Genomic DNA, 17,179 nt, shown 5'->3' on the forward strand with positions numbered 1-17,179 from the left:
AGCCTGCGCTCGACCGGGGTCCGCCGACGGATTCAGGTCCGCAGCAGTTCGTTGATGGCGGTCTTGGAGCGGGTGCCGGCATCGACGCGCTTGACGATGACCGCGCAGTACAGGCCCGGGCCGGGCGTGCCGTCCGGCAGGTCCTTGCCCGGCGTGGTGCCGGAGACCACGACGGAGTACGGCGGCACGCGGCCGTACATGACCTCGCCCGTCGACCGGTCGATGATCTTGGTGGAGGCGCCGATGTAGACGCCCATGGAGAGCACGCTGCCCTCGCCGACGATCACGCCCTCGGCCACCTCGGCGCGAGCGCCGATGAAGCAGTTGTCCTCGATGATGACCGGATTGGCCTGGAGCGGCTCGAGCACCCCGGCGATGCCGGCGCCGCCGGAGATGTGGCAGTTCTTCCCCACCTGCGCGCAGGAGCCGATGGTGACCCAGGTGTCGACCATGGTGCCCTCGCCGACATGGGCGCCGAGGTTGATGAAGGACGGCATCAGCACCGCGCCGGGCGCGATGTAGGAGCCGCGCCGCACGACGCAGCCGGGCACCGCCCGGAAGCCGGCCTCGCGAAAATGCTTCTTCTTCCAGCCCTCGAACTTGGACGGGACCTTGTCCCACCAGGTCGCGCCGTCGGGGCCGCCATGGATGATCTCCATGTCGTTGAGGCGGAAGGACAGCAGCACCGCCTTCTTGAGCCACTGGTTGACCTGCCACTCGCCGTCCACCTTCTCGGCGACGCGGGCCTTGCCGGCATCGAGGAGGTCGAGGGCGTGCTCCACGGCGTCGCGCACGGCGCCCTTGGTGCCGGTGTCGATGCCGGCGCGCTCCTCCCAGGCGGTCTCGATGGTGGTGGCGAGGTCGGCGTGGGACATGACGGCTTCCGGGGATGAGACGAGGGTTCCGTGCTTACAAAAGCCCGGCCGCCCTGTCACCTCGGCCGCGTCACCCAGTCAGCCGGCGGTCAGGGGTTTCGACGCGGCGTGGCCGCAGGCGTCGAAGCGGCGCTGGATCAGGACGTAGTCCTTGCGCGTGGTGTTGAAGTACTTCGCCGAGACGGAAACCTCCGGTTTGCCCGGCGCCCCCGACGGAAGCCGGTCCGTGATCCGTTCGATGGTGCAGCACTCGGTCCGGTCGTCGAGGTAGTCGAGACGGTTGCCGTAGGCGCGTCCACCGTGATCGCCCTCGCGGACGATGTTGCCGATCATGATGTCGATGAAGTTCTGGTCGGTGAGGGAGCTGTTGGTCTCGTGGCAGACCATGAGCCGGCCGGAATAGACCGCGACGGCGTAGACGGCTCCCAGACTGACGAGGCCGAGGAAGGCCACGCCGGCGATCTGCGCCCGCCGGTCCTGCGCGTCCTGCGCGAGATGGTTCAGCATGGTCCTGAAGTGTCTCCGAGGAAGGCCGGAACTCCACCGATCCCCCTCACCCGTTCCGCTGATCCAGCCTGCGCCCGCGTGTCTTAGGAAAGCCCTCACGCGGTCGTGAGCATTCGCGACATCGATCGAAAGAGGACCGTCCGAACTCCGGGGACCGGCGCTCGGGCGCCGCGCGGGCTCACGTTGCTGGCTCAGGCGCCGCGCGGGCTATGCCACCGCGCCGCCATCACCCCGAAGCACGGGCGTCACGGCATCGAAGCGCCGGCGAACCCGGTCGAGGTCGCCCGCGAGGGAGGTCAGGTCGTCGGCGAGTTCGTCGTGGATGGCCTGCGCGGCCTGCGGGAATTCCGCCAGCACCCGCCGCATCAGGACGGGCGTGATGCGGAGTACCTCCGCCGCCGCCGCCGCATGGGCGTCCGTCGGCCGCTCACCGGGCAGGAGCAGGGCGAGGCGGCCGATGAGGGCGGAGCGGCCGAGCGTGATGGTCTCGCCGCCGGCCACGCGGGGCGCCAGGGCGATGGTGCCCGACAGGACGACGAAGCCGCCATCCGAGGCGTCGCCGCGGGCGAACAGCCGGTCGCCGGAGCCCAGGCTGCGCCGCTCGGCGGCGAAGGAGAGCAGGCGCAGGGCGTCGCGGCCCAGGAATCCGAACAGGGGGGCGCCGGCCAGGATTGCGATGTCGTCGTCCAGCCCCAAGCCGCCCTATCCCTTCCGTCGATGGGCGAGCTTACCGCAAGCCGCGCGGCGGCGCGATACGCTACGGAAGCAGCTTGTAGCCGCCGCCCTCTGTCACCAGGATCGCCGCGAGTCCCGGATTCGGCTCGATCTTCTGGCGCAGGCGATAGATGTGCGTCTCGAGGGTGTGGGTGGTCACCTGGGCGTTGTAGCCCCAGACTTCCGCGAGCAGCGTGTCCCGGCCCACCACCGCACACCCGGCGCGGTAGAGGAAGCGCAGGATCGCGGTCTCCTTCTCGGTCAGCTTCAGCTTCGACCCGCGCGCGTCGACCAGGAGCTTGGCGCCGGGGCGGAAGGTGTAGGGCCCGATCTGGAACACCGCATCCTCACTCGCCTCGTGGCTGCGCAGGTGGGCGCGGATGCGGGCGAGCAGGACCGCGAACTTGAACGGCTTGGTGACGTAGTCGTTGGCTCCGGCTTCGAGCCCCTCCACCGTGTCGTCCTCGGAATCCTGGCCCGTGAGCATGATGACGGGCCCGCGATAGCCGTTCCGGCGCATGGCCCGCACGGCCTCGCGTCCGTCCATGTCGGGCAGGCCGACATCCATCACCACGAGGTCGATGCGATCGTCGGTCACGCAGGCGATGGCGCTGGTGGCATCCGCCAGGCCGATTACCCGGAACTCTTCGTAGAGGTCCAGTTGCTCCGTCAGGGTTTCCCGCAACGAAGCATCGTCGTCGCAGACCAGCAGGCGATGGGTATTGGGCATCGACCAGACGACTTTCGCGCACGAGTGAGGTCACGTCCAGCGCGTGATCCTCAGACCAGGGGAAGGGATTAAGGCGTCCGCCTCAAGCGGAATCCAGAGAGGCGGCGGCAGAACGAAAACGATTTGATGGACCGCGCGTCTTCAGGAAAAGACGCGCGTATGCGCAGTAATATCCCCACAAACGACCGACGACTGCCTAAAGTTTCAGTCCGGTCGCGTGGCAAATGACGGAGGGGCCGAAGGTCTGCCGATGATGGCATCCCGTGCCGTCCCGGGCGATAAGGTGCCCCATGAAACGAACGACGCTCTCGCACCTGCGCGTCCGTGCCCTCGTGGGCGACCGCACCCGTGGACAGGTTCTCGCCGGTCCGGCCGTCATCCCCTGTGCCCTCGGGCGCTCGGGGCTGGTCCAGCGCAAGCGCGAGGGCGACGGCGGCTCGCCGCGGGGGCACTTTCGCCTGCGGGGGGGCGCCTACCGTCCCGACGTGTTCGCGGCCCGACCGCGCACCGCCCTCGCCCTGCGCGCGACGCGACCGAGCGACGGCTGGTGCGACGAGCCCGGGGACCGGCGCTACAACCGGCCCGTCACCCTGCCCTGCCCCGTGAGCACGGAACGGATGTGGCGGGACGACGGTCTGTACGACCTCGTCATCGACCTCGACTACAATCGCGGACCGATCCGCAAGCGCCTCGGTTCGGCGATCTTCTTCCACTGCGCGCGGCCGGGCTACACCCCGACGGAGGGCTGCGTCGCCCTGAAGCGCGCGGATCTCGCCCGGCTCCTGCGCCGTCTCGGGCCGCGCACGCGGATGTGGATCGGATAACCTCATCGCGAGCCGTCAGTGCGCCGGCACGGCGTTCGGAACGCCGTCGCCCCGCCGCTCCGGATCGGCCAGGGTCAGGATCAGACCGGCCGCGATCAGGCACAGGGCGCCGGCGGCGAAGAAGGCCGGCAGGTAGCTCGACAGGGCCGTGCGCGACAGGCCGGCACCGTAGGCCACCGTCGCCGCGCCGAGCTGATGCCCGGCAAACACCCATCCGAACACGAGGTTCGCCCGCTCCCGGCCGAAGCGCGACGCCGTCAACCGCACGGTCGGCGGCACGGTGGCGATCCAGTCGAGGCCGTAGAAGGCCGCGAACAGCGAGAGCCCGACGAACGAGAAGTCCGAGAACGGCAGGAACATCAGCGAGAGGCCGCGCAGGCCGTAGTACCAGAACAGCAGCCAGCGGTTGTCGTAGCGGTCGGACAGCCAGCCCGACGCGACGGTGCCGACGAAGTCGAAGATCCCCATCGCGGCGAGCACGCTGGCGCCCTGGACGGGACCGATGCCGTAATCGGCGCACAGGGGAATGAAGTGGGTCTGGATCAGTCCGTTGGTGCTGGCCCCGCAGATGAAGAACGTGGCGAACAGAACCCAGAACACCCGCGTCCGTCCTGCGTTGCGCAGGACCGCGACGGCCCCGCCCGCCGTCGGGGTCGAGGCGGCCGCGAGGGGTCTCGTCTCACCGTAGGGCAGCAGGCCGAGATCCTCCGGCCGGTCGCGCATCAGGGCCAGGACGCCGAGCCCTGCGGCGAGCAGGAGCCCGCAGATCAGCAGGAGGGACGCCCGCCAGCCGAACCGCTCGGTCAGCGCCGCCAGGACCGGCAGCACCACGAGCTGGCCCGTGGCCGAACTCGCCGTGAGCAGGCCGACCACGAGGCCGCGGCGATGGGAGAACCACCGGGTCGCCACCGTCGCGCCGAGAACCAGGGCCGTCAGCCCGGTACCGATCCCGACGACCACGCCCCACAGCAGGATCAGGTGCCAGACCTGGCTCATCCAAAGGGACGCCACGAGGCCGCCGGCGATGAGGGACAGGGCGGTCAGGACGACGCGGCGCGGACCGTACCGGTTCATCAGGGCGGCCGCGAAAGGTCCCATCAGGCCAAACAGCACCAGCCGGATGGCCAGGGCCGAGGAGATCGTCGCCGTGTCCCAGCCGAACTCCTTCTGCAGCGGCAGGATCAGCACGCCCGGCGCGCCCACGGCGCCCGCCGTCACCAGCATGGTCAGGAACGTGACCGCCACCACCACCCAGCCATAGTGGATGTCGCGGCGCGCGAAGGCGCCCGCCAGGGCCGTCGAAGGATGGAGGGCCCGAAAGGCCATGCCTGATCGCTCCGGGGCGAACCGCCCGTCTCAGATGCGCGTTGCATAGGCGCATATGCACGCTTTATTCAAGCATCCCCGTCGCGTCGTGGCGAAACATCTGGAAGTACCGGCATGACGGAGCCCACCCCCATCGCAATCTGCACGTGTCTCGCCGTCCGGCAGGGCGCACGGCAACTGACGCAATTCTACGACCGGCACCTCGCGCCGGCGGGACTGCGGGCGACACAGTATCCGATACTGGCCCGGCTCGGCCGGTCGGGTCCGATGTCGATCAACGCCCTCGCCACCGGGATGGTGATGGACCGCACCACGCTAGGCCGGGCGCTGCGTCCCCTCGAGCGGGAGGGATTGCTGGCGATCGGCGTCGGACGCGATGCCCGCACCCGCGAACTCTCGCTGACGCCGGCGGGTGCGGAGCGCCTGGCTGCCGCGGCGCCGCTCTGGCAAGGGGCGCAGGCCGCCTTCGAGCAGGGATTCGGGCCCCCCGAGGCGGCGGCCCTTCGCGCCGCCATGGCGCGGGTGGTTGATACGCTCTGACGGCGCGGTCCTACTGGGTTCTGGAGGGCCGAGCCCCGAAGATCGCCGTACCGACGCGGATATGCGTGGCGCCCATCTGGATCGCCGCCGGGTAATCCGCGCTCATGCCCATGGACAGGATCGGCAGGTTGTGGCGTGCCGCGATGCGGGCGAGCAGGGCGAAATGGGCCGAGGGCGGGTCCTCCGCCGGGGGAATGCACATCAACCCGTCGATCGCGAGGCCGTGGGTGTCGCGACACTCGGCGAGCAGGGCATCGACATGCGCCGGCGAGACGCCGGCCTTCTGCGGCTCGTCGCCGGTGTTGACCTGGACGAGGAGCTTCGGGGTCCGGCCGCTCCGCGCGATCTCCTTCCCGAGTGCCGCGGCCAGGGAGAGCCGGTCGAGGCCGTGGATCACGTCGAACAGTTCCACCGCCTCGCGGGCCTTGTTCGACTGGAGCGGCCCGACGAGGTGCAACTCCACGTCCGGGAACCGCTCCCGCAGGGCCGGCCACTTCGCCTTCGATTCCTGGACGTAGTTCTCTCCGAACACCCGGTGTCCCGCTTCCAGGGCCGGCAGGATGCCTTCGGCGGCGATCAGCTTCGAGACGGCCACCAGGGTGATGGAGGCCGGATCGCGTTCGGCATCGTCGGCCGCCTGCCGGATTTTTTCGCGCACGGCCTCCAGGCCGGCAACGACATCGGCGGGGTTCGGGTGAGCGTACTCGAAGGGAACGTCGGCCATGATGCCTCGTCGAAAGGATGTGCCCGCGATGGGCCTGCTACGCGACGCCTGGATAAGGCGAGCCAAGCGCTTTCACCATGCGGTAGTTGTGGAGGCGGACGCCTCGGATATGAGCCGCGCAGCACGCTTCGACCTTAAAGCCCTTGTGCGTGTAGAAGATGCGTGCCGTCTCGCTCGCCTCCACGAAGAGGCGGGTCATCCTCTGTTCGTGTGCGACCCGTTCGAGCGCGTCGTAGAGGGCGGACGCCACGCCCATGCCGGTCTTGTCAGGGCGGCAATACAGATGATCAAGATGCCCATCGGCTTCGAGGTCGCCATAAGCGATGGGCACGTCACGGTCATCGACGGCCACGAGAAAAGTGCGTCCATCCGAGCCTTGGGCGATGTAGCGGCCGGGCTCGGGTGGGGCAGGACTCCAGGCGAAGCATTGAGCGAAGCCGTAGTGGCGAGCCGCGATGGCATGAACCGACGCATGGAACAGAGCGGCAAGGGCCGGTGCGTCTTCGGGCTGGAAGGGACGAATCCGCATCAGGGTTTCGGGACTTCCGAGGACAGGCGATGGGCCGCGTTCATCGTCATTTTGCACCCTGACACGGCCGGAGAACGAGACATCGCGAAGGCCACTCGCCAGAGACGCCGCGAAGCGACCGCTCTCCCGTATGTTGACCCCAAGACCGCGCATGCTAGTCCCGCGGTCAACCCCTTCCGGGCGCGCCCAGACGCCGCCCGATCCTCTCTCGAGACGGCGCCCCGCCATGACCCATTCCGCCCGCCCCGCCGCGCCCGAGCGTTACAACGCCAAGGAGACCGAGCCGCGCTGGCAGCAGGCCTGGAATGAGGCCGGCATCTACGCCACCAGGAACGACGACGGCCGGCCGAAATACTACGTGCTGGAGATGTTCCCCTACCCGTCCGGGCGCATCCACATGGGCCACGTGCGCAACTACGCCATGGGCGACGTGGTGGCCCGCTACAAGCGGGCGCGCGGCTTCAACGTGCTGCACCCCATGGGCTGGGACGCCTTCGGCCTGCCGGCCGAGAACGCCGCCATGGAGCGCAAGGTCAACCCGCGCGAATGGACCTACGCCAACATCGCCACCATGCGCGGCCAGCTCCAGAGCATGGGCCTGTCCCTGGACTGGAGCCGCGAGATCGCGACCTGCGATCCCGACTACTACAAGCACCAGCAGCGCATGTTCCTCGATTTCCTCGACAAGGGACTGGTGACGCGCCGCACGGCCAAGGTGAACTGGGACCCGGTGGACCACACGGTGCTCGCCAATGAGCAGGTCATCGACGGGCGCGGCTGGCGCTCGGGCGCCCTGGTGGAGCAGCGCGAGCTGACCCAGTGGTTCTTCAAGATCACCGACTTCGCCCAGGACCTGTACGACGCCCTCGACGGCCTCGAGCGGTGGCCGGAAAAAGTCCGGGTGATGCAGAAGAACTGGATCGGACGCTCGGAAGGGCTGGAGGTCCGCTTCGCCCTCGACGCGCCCCCCTCCGGCGCGGGGCCGGAGGTGAAAGTCTACACCACCCGCCCCGACACCCTGTTCGGCGCGAAGTTCTTGGCGATCGCGGCCGACCACCCGATCGCGGCGGCGCTCGCGCCCGCGCGCCCCGAACTCCAGATGTTCATCGAAGAGTGCCGCCGCACGGGCACGGCCCAGGCCGCCATCGATACGGCGGAGAAGCTCGGATTCGACACGGGGCTGAGGGTGCGCCACCCCCTCGACCCGTCGTGGCTGCTGCCGGTCTACGTCGCGAACTTCGTGCTGATGGAATACGGCACCGGGGCGGTGTTCGGCTGCCCGGCCCACGACCAGCGCGATCTGGATTTCGCCAACAAGTACGGCCTCGGCAACACTCCGGTGGTCTGCCCTGAAGAGCAGGACGCCAAGACCTTCGTCGTCACCGACACCGCCTATGACGGCGACGGCCGGATGATCAATTCGCGCTTCCTCGACGACATGACCACGGACGAGGCGTTCGATGCGGTGGCGAACCGCCTCGAATCCGAGACCCTTTCGGGCGCCCCCATCGCATCGCGAAAGGTGCAGTTCCGGTTGCGCGACTGGGGCGTGTCCCGCCAGCGCTACTGGGGGTGCCCGATCCCGATCATCCATTGCGACGCCTGTGGCCCTGTGTCGGTGCCCGTGGCCGACCTGCCCGTGCGCCTGCCCGACGAGGTTTCGTTCGACGTGCCCGGCAATCCGCTGGAGCGTGACCACGCCTGGCGCGACGTCCCCTGCCCCACCTGCGGGAAGCCGGCCCGGCGCGAGACCGACACCATGGACACGTTCGTGGATTCGTCCTGGTACTACGCGCGCTTCACCGCACCGTGGCTGCAGGACGCGCCCACCGACCGCAAGGCCGTCGATCAGTGGCTCGCCGTGGACCAGTATATCGGCGGCATCGAGCACGCGATCCTGCACCTGCTCTACGCGCGCTTCTTCATGCGGGCGATGCAAGCCACCGGCTGGTCCGGCGTGTCCGAGCCCTTCGACGGGTTGTTCACGCAGGGCATGGTCGTCCACGAGACCTACAAGGACGCGGCCGGCGCCTGGGTTCAGCCGGCCGACATCCGCATCACCGCCGAGTCCGGTGAGCGCCAGGCGTTCCACGTGAAAACCGATGCGCCCATCGCCATCGGTGCCATCGAGAAGATGTCGAAGTCGAAGAAGAACGTCGTCGACCCCGACGACATCATCGCGAGCTACGGCGCCGATACCGCACGCTGGTTCATGCTCTCGGACTCACCGCCCGAGCGCGACGTGATCTGGACCGAGGACGGCGTCCAGGGTGCAGCCCGCTTCGTCCAGCGCGTCTGGCGCCTCGTCTCCCTCGCGGCGGGGGCGAACGGCACGGCGGGCGCAAACGACGCCGCCCTGCGCAAGGCGGCACACAAGGCCCTGGCCTCCGTCGAGGAGGATGTCGAGCGCCTGCGCTTCAACCGCTGCGTGGCGCACATCTACACCCTCGCCAACGCCCTCGACGAAGCCCTGCGCGGCGGCGTCGACGCGGGGGCCGCCCGAGAAGCCGCCGGCATCCTCACCCAACTCGTGGCACCGATGATGCCGCATCTCGCCGAAGAGTGCTGGCACGCCCTCGGTCGCGACGGCCTCGTGGCCCAGGCGCCCTGGCCCGTAGCGGATCGTGCGCTCCTGGTTGAGGATTCCGTCACCCTCCCCGTCCAGATCAACGGTAAGAAGCGGGCGGACGTGACCGTGCCGCGCGACGCCGACAAGGCTGAGGTCGAACGCCTGACGCTCCTGGACGAGGCCGTGCGGAAGGCCCTCGAAGGCCGTGCACCGAAGAAGGTGATCGTCGTACCCGGCCGGATCGTCAACCTCGTCGTGTAGGCCCACGATCCGGCCGGAGACGAAGCGTAAACCACACGGCCACTAGGGTGGCGGCGGGCCTGGCTTCGCCGTACACAGCGAGCTCGGCCCTTCGAAACTGGGCAGTCGGAACGGCGGCGACGATGATGCGTGTGGCGATTCGGACGGAGCGGAACGGCCTTGCGCGTCGGGCGGCCCGGGTGGCGCTCGTCTGCGCCCTCGGCCTCAATCTCTCCGCATGCTTCCGGCCCCTCTACGGCCCCACTGCTTCAGGTGAGCCCATGGCGGCCCTGCTCGCGTCCGTGCAGGTGGACGACGTCAGCATGGCCCAGGGCCAGGAGCGAATCGGCCACTATCTGCGCAGCGAATTGATCTTCGATCTCGACGGCTCGGGCCAGCCCTCGACCAAGCGCTACCGCCTCAAGATGCAGGGCAGCGAGACGGTGCAGACCCCCATCGTCTCGTCCCAGACCGGGCGCGCCGAGGCCGGGACCATCATCGCCAACGTGAAGTACTCCCTGGAGAATCTCGACGGCACCAAGATCATCAGCGAAGGTGTCGCGACCTCGACGGCGACCTACGACCGCTCGGTGCAGCGCTTCGCCTCCCTGCGTGCTGCCCGCGATGCGGAGATCCGTCTCGCCAAGGTGCTGGCCGACCAGATCAAGACCCGCATCGCCTCCGTGCTGGTGACGAAGCCCTGACGGGCTCGCCCGCATGACCGCCGTCAAGGCCAGCGATGTCGAGGCGCTGATCCGGCGCGGGCCCGACCCGCGCATCGCGGTGCTGCTCCTCTACGGACCGGACACCGGCCTGGTGTTCGAGCGTGCCAAGCGCCTCGCCGAAGCCTTCGTCTCCGATCCGGGCGACCCGTTCGCCATGGTGAAGATCGACGGCGACACCCTGGCGCAGGATGCCGGCCGACTCGTCGACGAGGCCGGCACCGTCGGCCTGTTCGGCGGCAACCGCACGATCTGGGTGCGGGCGGGAAGCCGCAACTACGCACCGGCCGTCGAGGCCGCCCTGAAGGCCGAGATCACTCAGGCCCGCATCGTCGTGGAGGCCGGGGATCTGGCGAAATCCGCGCCGCTGCGCACCCTCTGCGAGAAGTCGCCCAAGGCCCTGGCGATCCCGTGCTACCCGGACGACGAGCGCGCCCTCGGCGACCTCATCGAGCGCACCCTGCAGGAGCAGGGGCTTCGGATCGCCCGCGAGGCGCGCGACGTGCTGGCGACGAGCCTCGGGGGAGATCGCGGTGCCAGCCTGTCGGAGATCGAGAAGCTGGCGCTCTACGCCCGCGGGCAGGACACGGTGAGCCTCGACGACGTCGAGGCCGTGGTGAGCGACGTCGCCGCCAGTGTCCTCAACACACTGATCGACGCGGCCTTCTCGGGCCGCACCACCGATGTCGAGCGCGATTACCGCCGCTTTCGCCACGAGGGCATGGACCCCTCGGTGATGCTCGGCTCGGCCCTGCGCCACGCCCTGACGCTCCTCGCCACCCGTCTGGCCGGGGAGGGGCAGAGCGCCAGCATGATGGTCGGCAATTGGCGCGGTCTGCATTTTCGCCGCAAGGCCACGGTGGAGACCCAGCTCGCGCGCTGGACGCCTCCGGCGCTCCGCCACGCGATCCAGCTCTTGCAGGAGGCCGTGCTGGCCTGCCGCCGCTCGCCGCCGGATCTAGCCCACGCCAACGCGTCGAGCACCCTCCTGCGGATCGCCTCAGAGGCTGCGCGGCGGCGCTGAAGGGGGCACCCCGCCTTAACGAGGCGGGGGGATCGTCTTTACCCCTGCGGGCTCACCTGAAGCAGACGGCAGAGACCATCGAGCTCTTCGGCGGTCTCGTACCGGATGCGGATCTCGCCCGTGCCGGCGGCCTTGGTCTTGAACGAGACCGGCATGCCGATCGCCCGGCCCATGGCCTGCTCCAAGGACCGCAGGGTGGCGTCCTTCTCGGCACCACGGCGGGGACGGCCGGGTCGGGGGGCGTCGCTATCTGGAACCTCGGCCGACGCCAGGGCCTCGACCTCGCGCACCGACATCCCCTCCTCGACGATCCGCCGGGCGACGGCCTCGGGATCCTTCACCGCCAGGAGGGCGCGAGCGTGGCCCGCCGTGATCTCGCCGGCGACCACCCGATCCTGGATCGCGGGAGACAGCTGCAGCAGGCGCAGGGTGTTGGCAAGATGGCTGCGGCTCTTGCCGATGATCTCGGCCAACTCGCTCTGGTTGTACTGAAACTCGCTCATCAGCCGCTCGTAGCCGGCCGCCTCTTCGATGGCGTTGAGGTCCGTGCGCTGGACGTTCTCCAGGATGGCGAACTCCAACGAGGTCCGGTCGTCGATCTCGACGGTGACCACCGGGACTTCGGTCAGACCCGCACGCTGGGCCGCCCGCCAACGGCGCTCGCCCGCGACGATCTCGAAGGTGTCGGGCACGCCCGACAGGGCCCGCACCACGATGGGCTGGATGATGCCGCGCACCTTGATGGATGCCGCAAGCTCTTCGAGATCGGCTTCGGTGAAACGCCGGCGCGGGTTGCGTGGGTTCGGTCGCAGGAACTCCACCGCGACCTTGCGCTGGGCCTGGGACCGGTTCGCGTCGGCCCCCTCGTCGCCGAAATCACCGATCAGGGCCGCGAGACCGCGCCCGAGCCGAGGCCGCACCACATCATCCGCCATCGCCACCCGCTCGACTCCGTTACGCACTGTTTTCATGGATTAGGCCGCGACGGGCAGACGCCCCTCGCGCTGGATGATCTCGGAGGCGAGGCGGAGATAGGCTTGGCTGCCGGCGCATTTGAGATCGTAGAGCAGCACCGGTTTGCCGTGCGACGGCGCTTCCGACACGCGCACATTGCGGGGAATCATGGTCTCGTAGACCTTGTCGCCCATGAAGCTGCGCACGTCGGCCACCACCTGTGCGGAGAGGTTGTTGCGCGGATCGAACATCGTCAGGACGATCCCCTGGATGGTCAGGCGCGCGTTGAGGGCGCCCCGGACCTGCTCGACGGTGCGCAGCAACTGGCTCAAGCCTTCCAGGGCGAAAAACTCGCATTGCAGGGGCACCAGCACCGCGTCGGCTGCCGCCAGGGCGTTGATGGTGAGGAGGTTGAGCGAGGGCGGGCAATCGATGAGGACGTAGGTGACGCCCTGCGTCGTCCCGCTCTGGCCGACGCCCTTCAGGACGTTGCGCAGCCGGTGCGCCCGGTCGGGGGCGGTCGCCATCTCCATTTCCAGGCCGAGGAGATCCATGGTCGAGGGGGCGACCATGAGACGGGGCACGGCCGTCTGCACGCAGGCGGCTCCCAGCTCCGCCTCCCCCGCCAACACATGATAGGTCGAGACCTTGCGCTGGCGCCGGTCGACACCGAGCCCGGTCGAGGCGTTGCCCTGCGGATCGAGGTCGATCACCAGGACCGACTCCCCGATGGCGGCGAGCGCCGTGCCGAGGTTGATCGCCGTCGTGGTCTTGCCGACCCCGCCCTTCTGGTTGGCAAGGGCGAGGATGCGCAGGGGCCGGTCCGGCCTGCCGCCGCTGAGGGGATCGGATGTGGGAGCGCTGGTCATGAATCCACGCGGGAGAGGGTCGTGACGCGGACGATCCGCGCGTCAGAATCGGTACGGCTCGGCACAAGATCGTAAACGAATCTCCACCGTTGCGCCGCCTCGGTCAATTCGGATTGCACGTCACGCCCCTTGGGAAACAGCGCGACGGTGCCGGTTTTCAACAGGGGCTCGGTCCAGGCAAGCAGCTGGGTGAGGGGAGCGAGCGCGCGGGCGCACACGATCTCGACACCGGTCTGGCTGCCGATCGCATCCTCGATCCGGACGTTGTGCACCCGCGCGGGTGCCGAAGTCAGGCGCGCGGACTCGAGGAGGAACGCGCATTTGCGCGCGTTGCTCTCGATGAGATCGACCTGAAAGCCCGGCCGCCCGTGACCGGCCAGCGCCAGGATCAGGCCGGGAATGCCCGCCCCTGAACCAAGGTCGAGCCAGCGCGTGGCATCCGGCGCCAACGCCGCGAGTTGCAGCGCGTCGGCGATGTGACGGGTCCAGACTTCGTCGAGTGTCGCGGGACCGACGAGGTTCTTCACCGTCTGCCATCGGCGAAGCTGCTCGACATAAACGTCCAGCCTCGACGCTGTTTCACGTGAAACACCGGCCTCGGAGAGGACGCGGTCGCGTCCGAACTCAGCTTGCATGCGCGGCACTCGGGCGGTGCCCACGCCGGGCATGAGCAGCGAGCAAGGTCAGCGCCGCTGGGGTCACGCCTTCGATCCGTGCCGCTTGGCCGAGGGTTCCGGGACGCACGGTTTCCAACTTGCTCCGCATCTCGTTGGACAGGCCGGGAATCGCGCCGTAATCCAGACGGGCGGGGAGGGCGACGGCCTCGTCACGCCGGAACGCAGCGATGTCGGCGGTCTGGCGATCGAGATAGACCGCATAGGTGGCGTCCGTTTGGAGACGCTCGGCGATCCGGTCCGGGACGCCCGAGAGGTCCGGCCATACCGCGGCAAGCCGGGCCCAGTCGATCTCCGGGTAGGAGAGCAATTGGAACGCCGAGCGTCGGATCCCGTCCTGGTTGAGCGGGATGCCGTGCGCAGCGGCCTCGTTCGGTGTGAGACTCAGGCCGTCGAGACAGGCCCTTGCCGCGTGAAGCCCCCCCTGCGCCTGGGCGAAGTGGCTGGCGCGGCGGGTCCCGACGCAGCCCAACGCCGCACCGCGCGGCGTCAGCCGCTCATCGGCGTTGTCGACGCGGAGGGACAGGCGATACTCGGAGCGCGAGGTGAACATGCGATAGGGCTCGCTCACCCCGTGGGTGACGAGGTCGTCGATCATGACCCCAAGATAGGATTCCGCCCGGTCGAAGGTGGCAAGCTCGGCCCCACCGGCCAAACGCGCCGCATTGAGACCGGCCACCAGCCCCTGCCCCGCCGCCTCCTCGTAGCCGGTGGTGCCGTTGATCTGCCCGGCCAGGAACAGACCCGGCAACCGGCGCGTCTGAAGCGTCGTATCGAGTTCGCGGGGATCGACGTAGTCGTACTCGATGGCATACCCCGGACGCACGATGGTAGCGCGCTCCAGGCCCGGGATCAGGGCGATCACTGCGCGCTGCACCGCCTCCGGCAAGGCGGTGGAAATTCCGTTGGGATAGACCGTGGGATCGTCGAGCCCTTCGGGTTCGAGGAAGATCTGGTGGCCCTCCCGGTCGCCGAACCGCACGACCTTGTCCTCGATCGAAGGACAGTAGCGCGGGCCACGACTGGCGATTCCACCGGAATACATCGGCGAGCGATGGAGATTGGCCCGGATGAGGTCGTGTACCGCCTGGGTGGTGCGGGTGATGCCACACTGAATCTGCGGCGTCGTGATCCGCTCGGTCAAAGTCGAGAACGGCACGGGATCGGCGTCGGCCGACTGCATCTCGAGTCCGGACCAGGCGATGGTACGCCCGTCGAGGCGGGCCGGTGTCCCGGTCTTCAGACGCCCCAGTGCGAAACCATGACGATCCAATGTTTCGGCAAGGCCAATGGACGGGCCTTCGCCGACTCGTCCAGCGGGGGTTTGGATCTCTCCGATATGAATGAGACCGCGCAAGAAGGTGCCGGTGGTCAGCACCACGGTGGCGCAGGGGAGGGCACGTCCATCCCCCAGGACGACACCCACGACTCGGCCGTCGTGAACGGTGAGGTCGCCGACTTCGCCCTCGATCACCGTGAGGTTCGCCGTCTCGGCGATGGCGGCCTGCATGGCGGCGGCGTAGAGCTTGCGGTCGGCCTGGGTGCGTGGGCCGCGCACGGCCGGTCCCTTGCGCCGGTTGAGCAGGCGAAACTGGATCCCGGCCGCGTCGGCGACCCGTCCCATGAGACCATCGAGGGCATCGACTTCCCGGACGAGATGCCCCTTGCCGAGCCCGCCGATGGCGGGGTTGCAGGACATCGCACCGATGGTCGCGGCGCTATGGGTCACCAGGGCCGTGCGGGCACCGAACCGTGCGGCAGCGGCGGCGGCTTCGGTGCCGGCGTGACCACCGCCGACGACGATCACGTCATAGGGCAGAACGGAATGGAGCATGGCGCTGGAGTACGCGCCCGAGCGCGCCACCGTCAACGATTCCGGCGGTTTTTCACGTGAAACTGCGGGCCTGTCTACTTTCCGATACAGAACCCGGAGAACAGCCGATCGAGCATTTCCTCGACACCGACCTGACCCGCAACCTCGCCCAGGGCCCGCACGGCGAGACGCAGATCTTCCGCGGCGAGTTCGGGTAGGACAGCGCCTTGCACCAAGCGGTCGAGGTGATCGCGACAGCGCGTCAGCCCCTCCCGGTGCCGCTGGCGCGTGATGAGCGCGGCCTCGCCCCCGATCGACACCGAGGCATGGTGTTCGATGGCATCGAGAAGGGTGTCGAGCCCCTCGCCGGTCATCGCCGAGATGACGTGGCCCTCGGCGGAGCGCGAACCCTCGGACAGATCAGCCTTCGTCTGGACCCGAAGCACCGGGGGCATCGGAACGGACAGATCGGTCACGTCGGAGGTCGAACCGGCCTCCGCCAGGAGAAGCACGAGATCGGCTTGGGCGATGCGAGCCCTTGTCCGGCGAATGCCCTCGGCTTCGAGGGCGTCGCCGGCCTCGCGCAGGCCTGCCGTATCGATCAAGAGAACCGGCAAGCCGCCGAGATCGCAGCGTACCTCGATGACGTCGCGGGTCGTGCCGGGAACCGGGGAGACGATGGCCGCGTCACGCCGACTGAGGGCATTCAGCAGTGTGGATTTGCCAGCGTTCGGTGGACCGGCGAGGACGACGGTGAAGCCGTCGCGCAGGCGCTCGCCGCGCCCCCCGTCATCGAGGGCGGCGGCGATGGCATCGCGGATCACCCGGGCCTTGGCGAACAGGGCGGCGTCGAGGGCATCGTCGTCGACATCGCCCTCGTCGGAGAAATCGAGGGCGGCTTCGACGCCGGCGAGGAGATCGATGAGGCGGTCGCGCCACGCCGCGACCCGACGACCGAGTGCACCGTCGAGTTGGCGCAGGGCCTGGCGGCGCTGGGCTTCGGTTTCGGCGTCGATGAGGTCGGCGATGCCCTCGGCCTCGGTGAGACCCAGGCGACCGTTGAGGAAGGCGCGCCGGGTGAAGGCTCCCGGCTCGGCCGGAATGCATCCGGGAAGAGCCGCAAGGGCACCCAGCACCGCCGCGCGGACGGCCGGACCGCCATGGAGATGGAGTTCGGCCATGTCTTCGCCCGTGAACGTGCCGGGTCCCGGCATCCACACGACGAGGGCCTGATCCAAGGTCTCCTGCACTTGCGGCGCCCGCAGGGTTCGCAGGACGAGGCGACGGGGAGCGGGGAGGGAGCCCGACAGGCGGATCAGGACCGATGCGGAGGCGGGGCCGCTGATCCGGATCACCGCGACGGCAGCGCGGCCGAAGCCACTCGCCGGCGCAAAGATCGTGGGGGGCTGGTCCATCACGGGGCAGTCACAGCTTAGCGGCTAATTTCATAAGCCGGCAAGAGATATAGTTTCCGCCGGAATTCGTTATCTTTTAACAATGACTTGCGTGTCGCGTCGGTCTGACACTCGGTCGGAACGAAACGAA

At 68.8% G+C, this 17,179-nt stretch carries 17 protein-coding genes; 5 read left to right on the top strand and 12 right to left on the bottom strand.

Annotation, left to right across the window (positions count from 1 at the left end):
- Positions 1-32: 32 nt before the first annotated feature.
- From dapD to ASF27_RS13380, 4 genes are all read right to left on the bottom strand, one after another.
- On the bottom strand, positions 33-875 hold the full coding sequence (dapD, locus tag ASF27_RS13365) for a 2,3,4,5-tetrahydropyridine-2,6-dicarboxylate N-succinyltransferase (protein WP_056172465.1): 843 nt from the start codon (positions 873-875) through the stop codon (positions 33-35).
- Positions 876-953: 78 nt separating this feature from the next.
- A complete protein-coding gene (locus ASF27_RS13370; RefSeq protein ID WP_056266717.1) occupies positions 954-1,382 on the bottom strand; it encodes a hypothetical protein in 429 nt (142 codons plus the stop codon).
- A gap of 207 nt (positions 1,383-1,589) precedes the next feature.
- Positions 1,590-2,078, bottom strand: a complete 489-nt coding sequence (locus ASF27_RS13375) for a Crp/Fnr family transcriptional regulator (protein ID WP_056266720.1) — start codon at positions 2,076-2,078, stop codon at positions 1,590-1,592.
- Between the two features lie 61 nt (positions 2,079-2,139).
- Positions 2,140-2,826 (bottom strand): response regulator transcription factor, encoded by a 687-nt coding sequence (locus ASF27_RS13380; protein WP_056172474.1) that lies wholly within the window; start codon positions 2,824-2,826, stop codon positions 2,140-2,142.
- Between the two features lie 290 nt (positions 2,827-3,116).
- Here ASF27_RS13380 and ASF27_RS13385 point away from each other — a divergent pair, with 290 nt between their 5' ends.
- Positions 3,117-3,650, top strand: a complete 534-nt coding sequence (locus ASF27_RS13385) for a L,D-transpeptidase family protein (protein WP_056172476.1) — start codon at positions 3,117-3,119, stop codon at positions 3,648-3,650.
- A gap of 15 nt (positions 3,651-3,665) precedes the next feature.
- Here ASF27_RS13385 and ASF27_RS13390 read toward each other — a convergent pair whose 3' ends face one another.
- Positions 3,666-4,976, bottom strand: a complete 1,311-nt coding sequence (locus ASF27_RS13390; RefSeq protein ID WP_056360724.1) for an MFS transporter — start codon at positions 4,974-4,976, stop codon at positions 3,666-3,668.
- 114 nt (positions 4,977-5,090) lie between these two features.
- Here ASF27_RS13390 and ASF27_RS13395 point away from each other — a divergent pair, with 114 nt between their 5' ends.
- Positions 5,091-5,516 (top strand): MarR family winged helix-turn-helix transcriptional regulator, encoded by a 426-nt coding sequence (locus ASF27_RS13395; RefSeq protein WP_056360728.1) that lies wholly within the window; start codon positions 5,091-5,093, stop codon positions 5,514-5,516.
- 10 nt (positions 5,517-5,526) lie between these two features.
- Here ASF27_RS13395 and ASF27_RS13400 read toward each other — a convergent pair whose 3' ends face one another.
- Both ASF27_RS13400 and ASF27_RS13405 read right to left on the bottom strand, forming a co-directional pair.
- Positions 5,527-6,240, bottom strand: coding sequence for a YggS family pyridoxal phosphate-dependent enzyme (locus ASF27_RS13400; RefSeq protein WP_056360731.1), 714 nt, complete (start codon positions 6,238-6,240; stop codon positions 5,527-5,529).
- Between the two features lie 37 nt (positions 6,241-6,277).
- Positions 6,278-6,769, bottom strand: coding sequence for a GNAT family N-acetyltransferase (locus ASF27_RS13405; RefSeq protein ID WP_056360734.1), 492 nt, complete (start codon positions 6,767-6,769; stop codon positions 6,278-6,280).
- A gap of 226 nt (positions 6,770-6,995) precedes the next feature.
- Here ASF27_RS13405 and leuS point away from each other — a divergent pair, with 226 nt between their 5' ends.
- From leuS to holA, 3 genes are all read left to right on the top strand, one after another.
- Entirely contained in the window at positions 6,996-9,599 is a 2,604-nt protein-coding gene (leuS, locus tag ASF27_RS13410; RefSeq protein ID WP_056360738.1) for a leucine--tRNA ligase, read from the top strand.
- Between the two features lie 125 nt (positions 9,600-9,724).
- Positions 9,725-10,282, top strand: a complete 558-nt coding sequence (lptE, locus tag ASF27_RS13415) for an LPS assembly lipoprotein LptE (protein ID WP_056172987.1) — start codon at positions 9,725-9,727, stop codon at positions 10,280-10,282.
- Positions 10,283-10,295: 13 nt separating this feature from the next.
- On the top strand, positions 10,296-11,324 hold the full coding sequence (gene holA / locus ASF27_RS13420; protein WP_056172494.1) for a DNA polymerase III subunit delta: 1,029 nt from the start codon (positions 10,296-10,298) through the stop codon (positions 11,322-11,324).
- Between the two features lie 38 nt (positions 11,325-11,362).
- On the opposite strand, the gene ASF27_RS13425 is transcribed toward holA, so the two are convergent.
- The 5 genes from ASF27_RS13425 to mnmE all read right to left on the bottom strand — a co-directional run bounded on the left by ASF27_RS13425 (position 11,363) and on the right by mnmE (position 17,049).
- On the bottom strand, positions 11,363-12,259 hold the full coding sequence (locus ASF27_RS13425; protein WP_056172496.1) for a ParB/RepB/Spo0J family partition protein: 897 nt from the start codon (positions 12,257-12,259) through the stop codon (positions 11,363-11,365).
- A 39-nt stretch (positions 12,260-12,298) separates the two neighbouring features.
- Positions 12,299-13,147, bottom strand: a complete 849-nt coding sequence (locus ASF27_RS13430; protein WP_056172499.1) for a ParA family protein — start codon at positions 13,145-13,147, stop codon at positions 12,299-12,301.
- Positions 13,144-13,782, bottom strand: coding sequence for a 16S rRNA (guanine(527)-N(7))-methyltransferase RsmG (rsmG, locus tag ASF27_RS13435; protein ID WP_056361047.1), 639 nt, complete (start codon positions 13,780-13,782; stop codon positions 13,144-13,146). Before rsmG ends, ASF27_RS13430 begins: the two co-directional genes overlap by 4 nt.
- Positions 13,772-15,655, bottom strand: coding sequence for a tRNA uridine-5-carboxymethylaminomethyl(34) synthesis enzyme MnmG (gene mnmG, locus ASF27_RS13440; protein WP_056361050.1), 1,884 nt, complete (start codon positions 15,653-15,655; stop codon positions 13,772-13,774). The genes rsmG and mnmG overlap by 11 nt, the downstream gene beginning before the upstream one ends.
- Before the next feature lie 74 nt (positions 15,656-15,729).
- Complete coding sequence (mnmE, locus tag ASF27_RS13445) at positions 15,730-17,049, bottom strand: tRNA uridine-5-carboxymethylaminomethyl(34) synthesis GTPase MnmE (RefSeq protein WP_056360741.1); 1,320 nt, start codon at positions 17,047-17,049, stop codon at positions 15,730-15,732.
- Positions 17,050-17,179 lie beyond the last annotated feature (130 nt).

Origin of the sequence: Methylobacterium sp. Leaf102, assembly GCF_001422425.1 — a bacterium.
GTDB lineage: Bacteria > Pseudomonadota > Alphaproteobacteria > Rhizobiales > Beijerinckiaceae > Methylobacterium.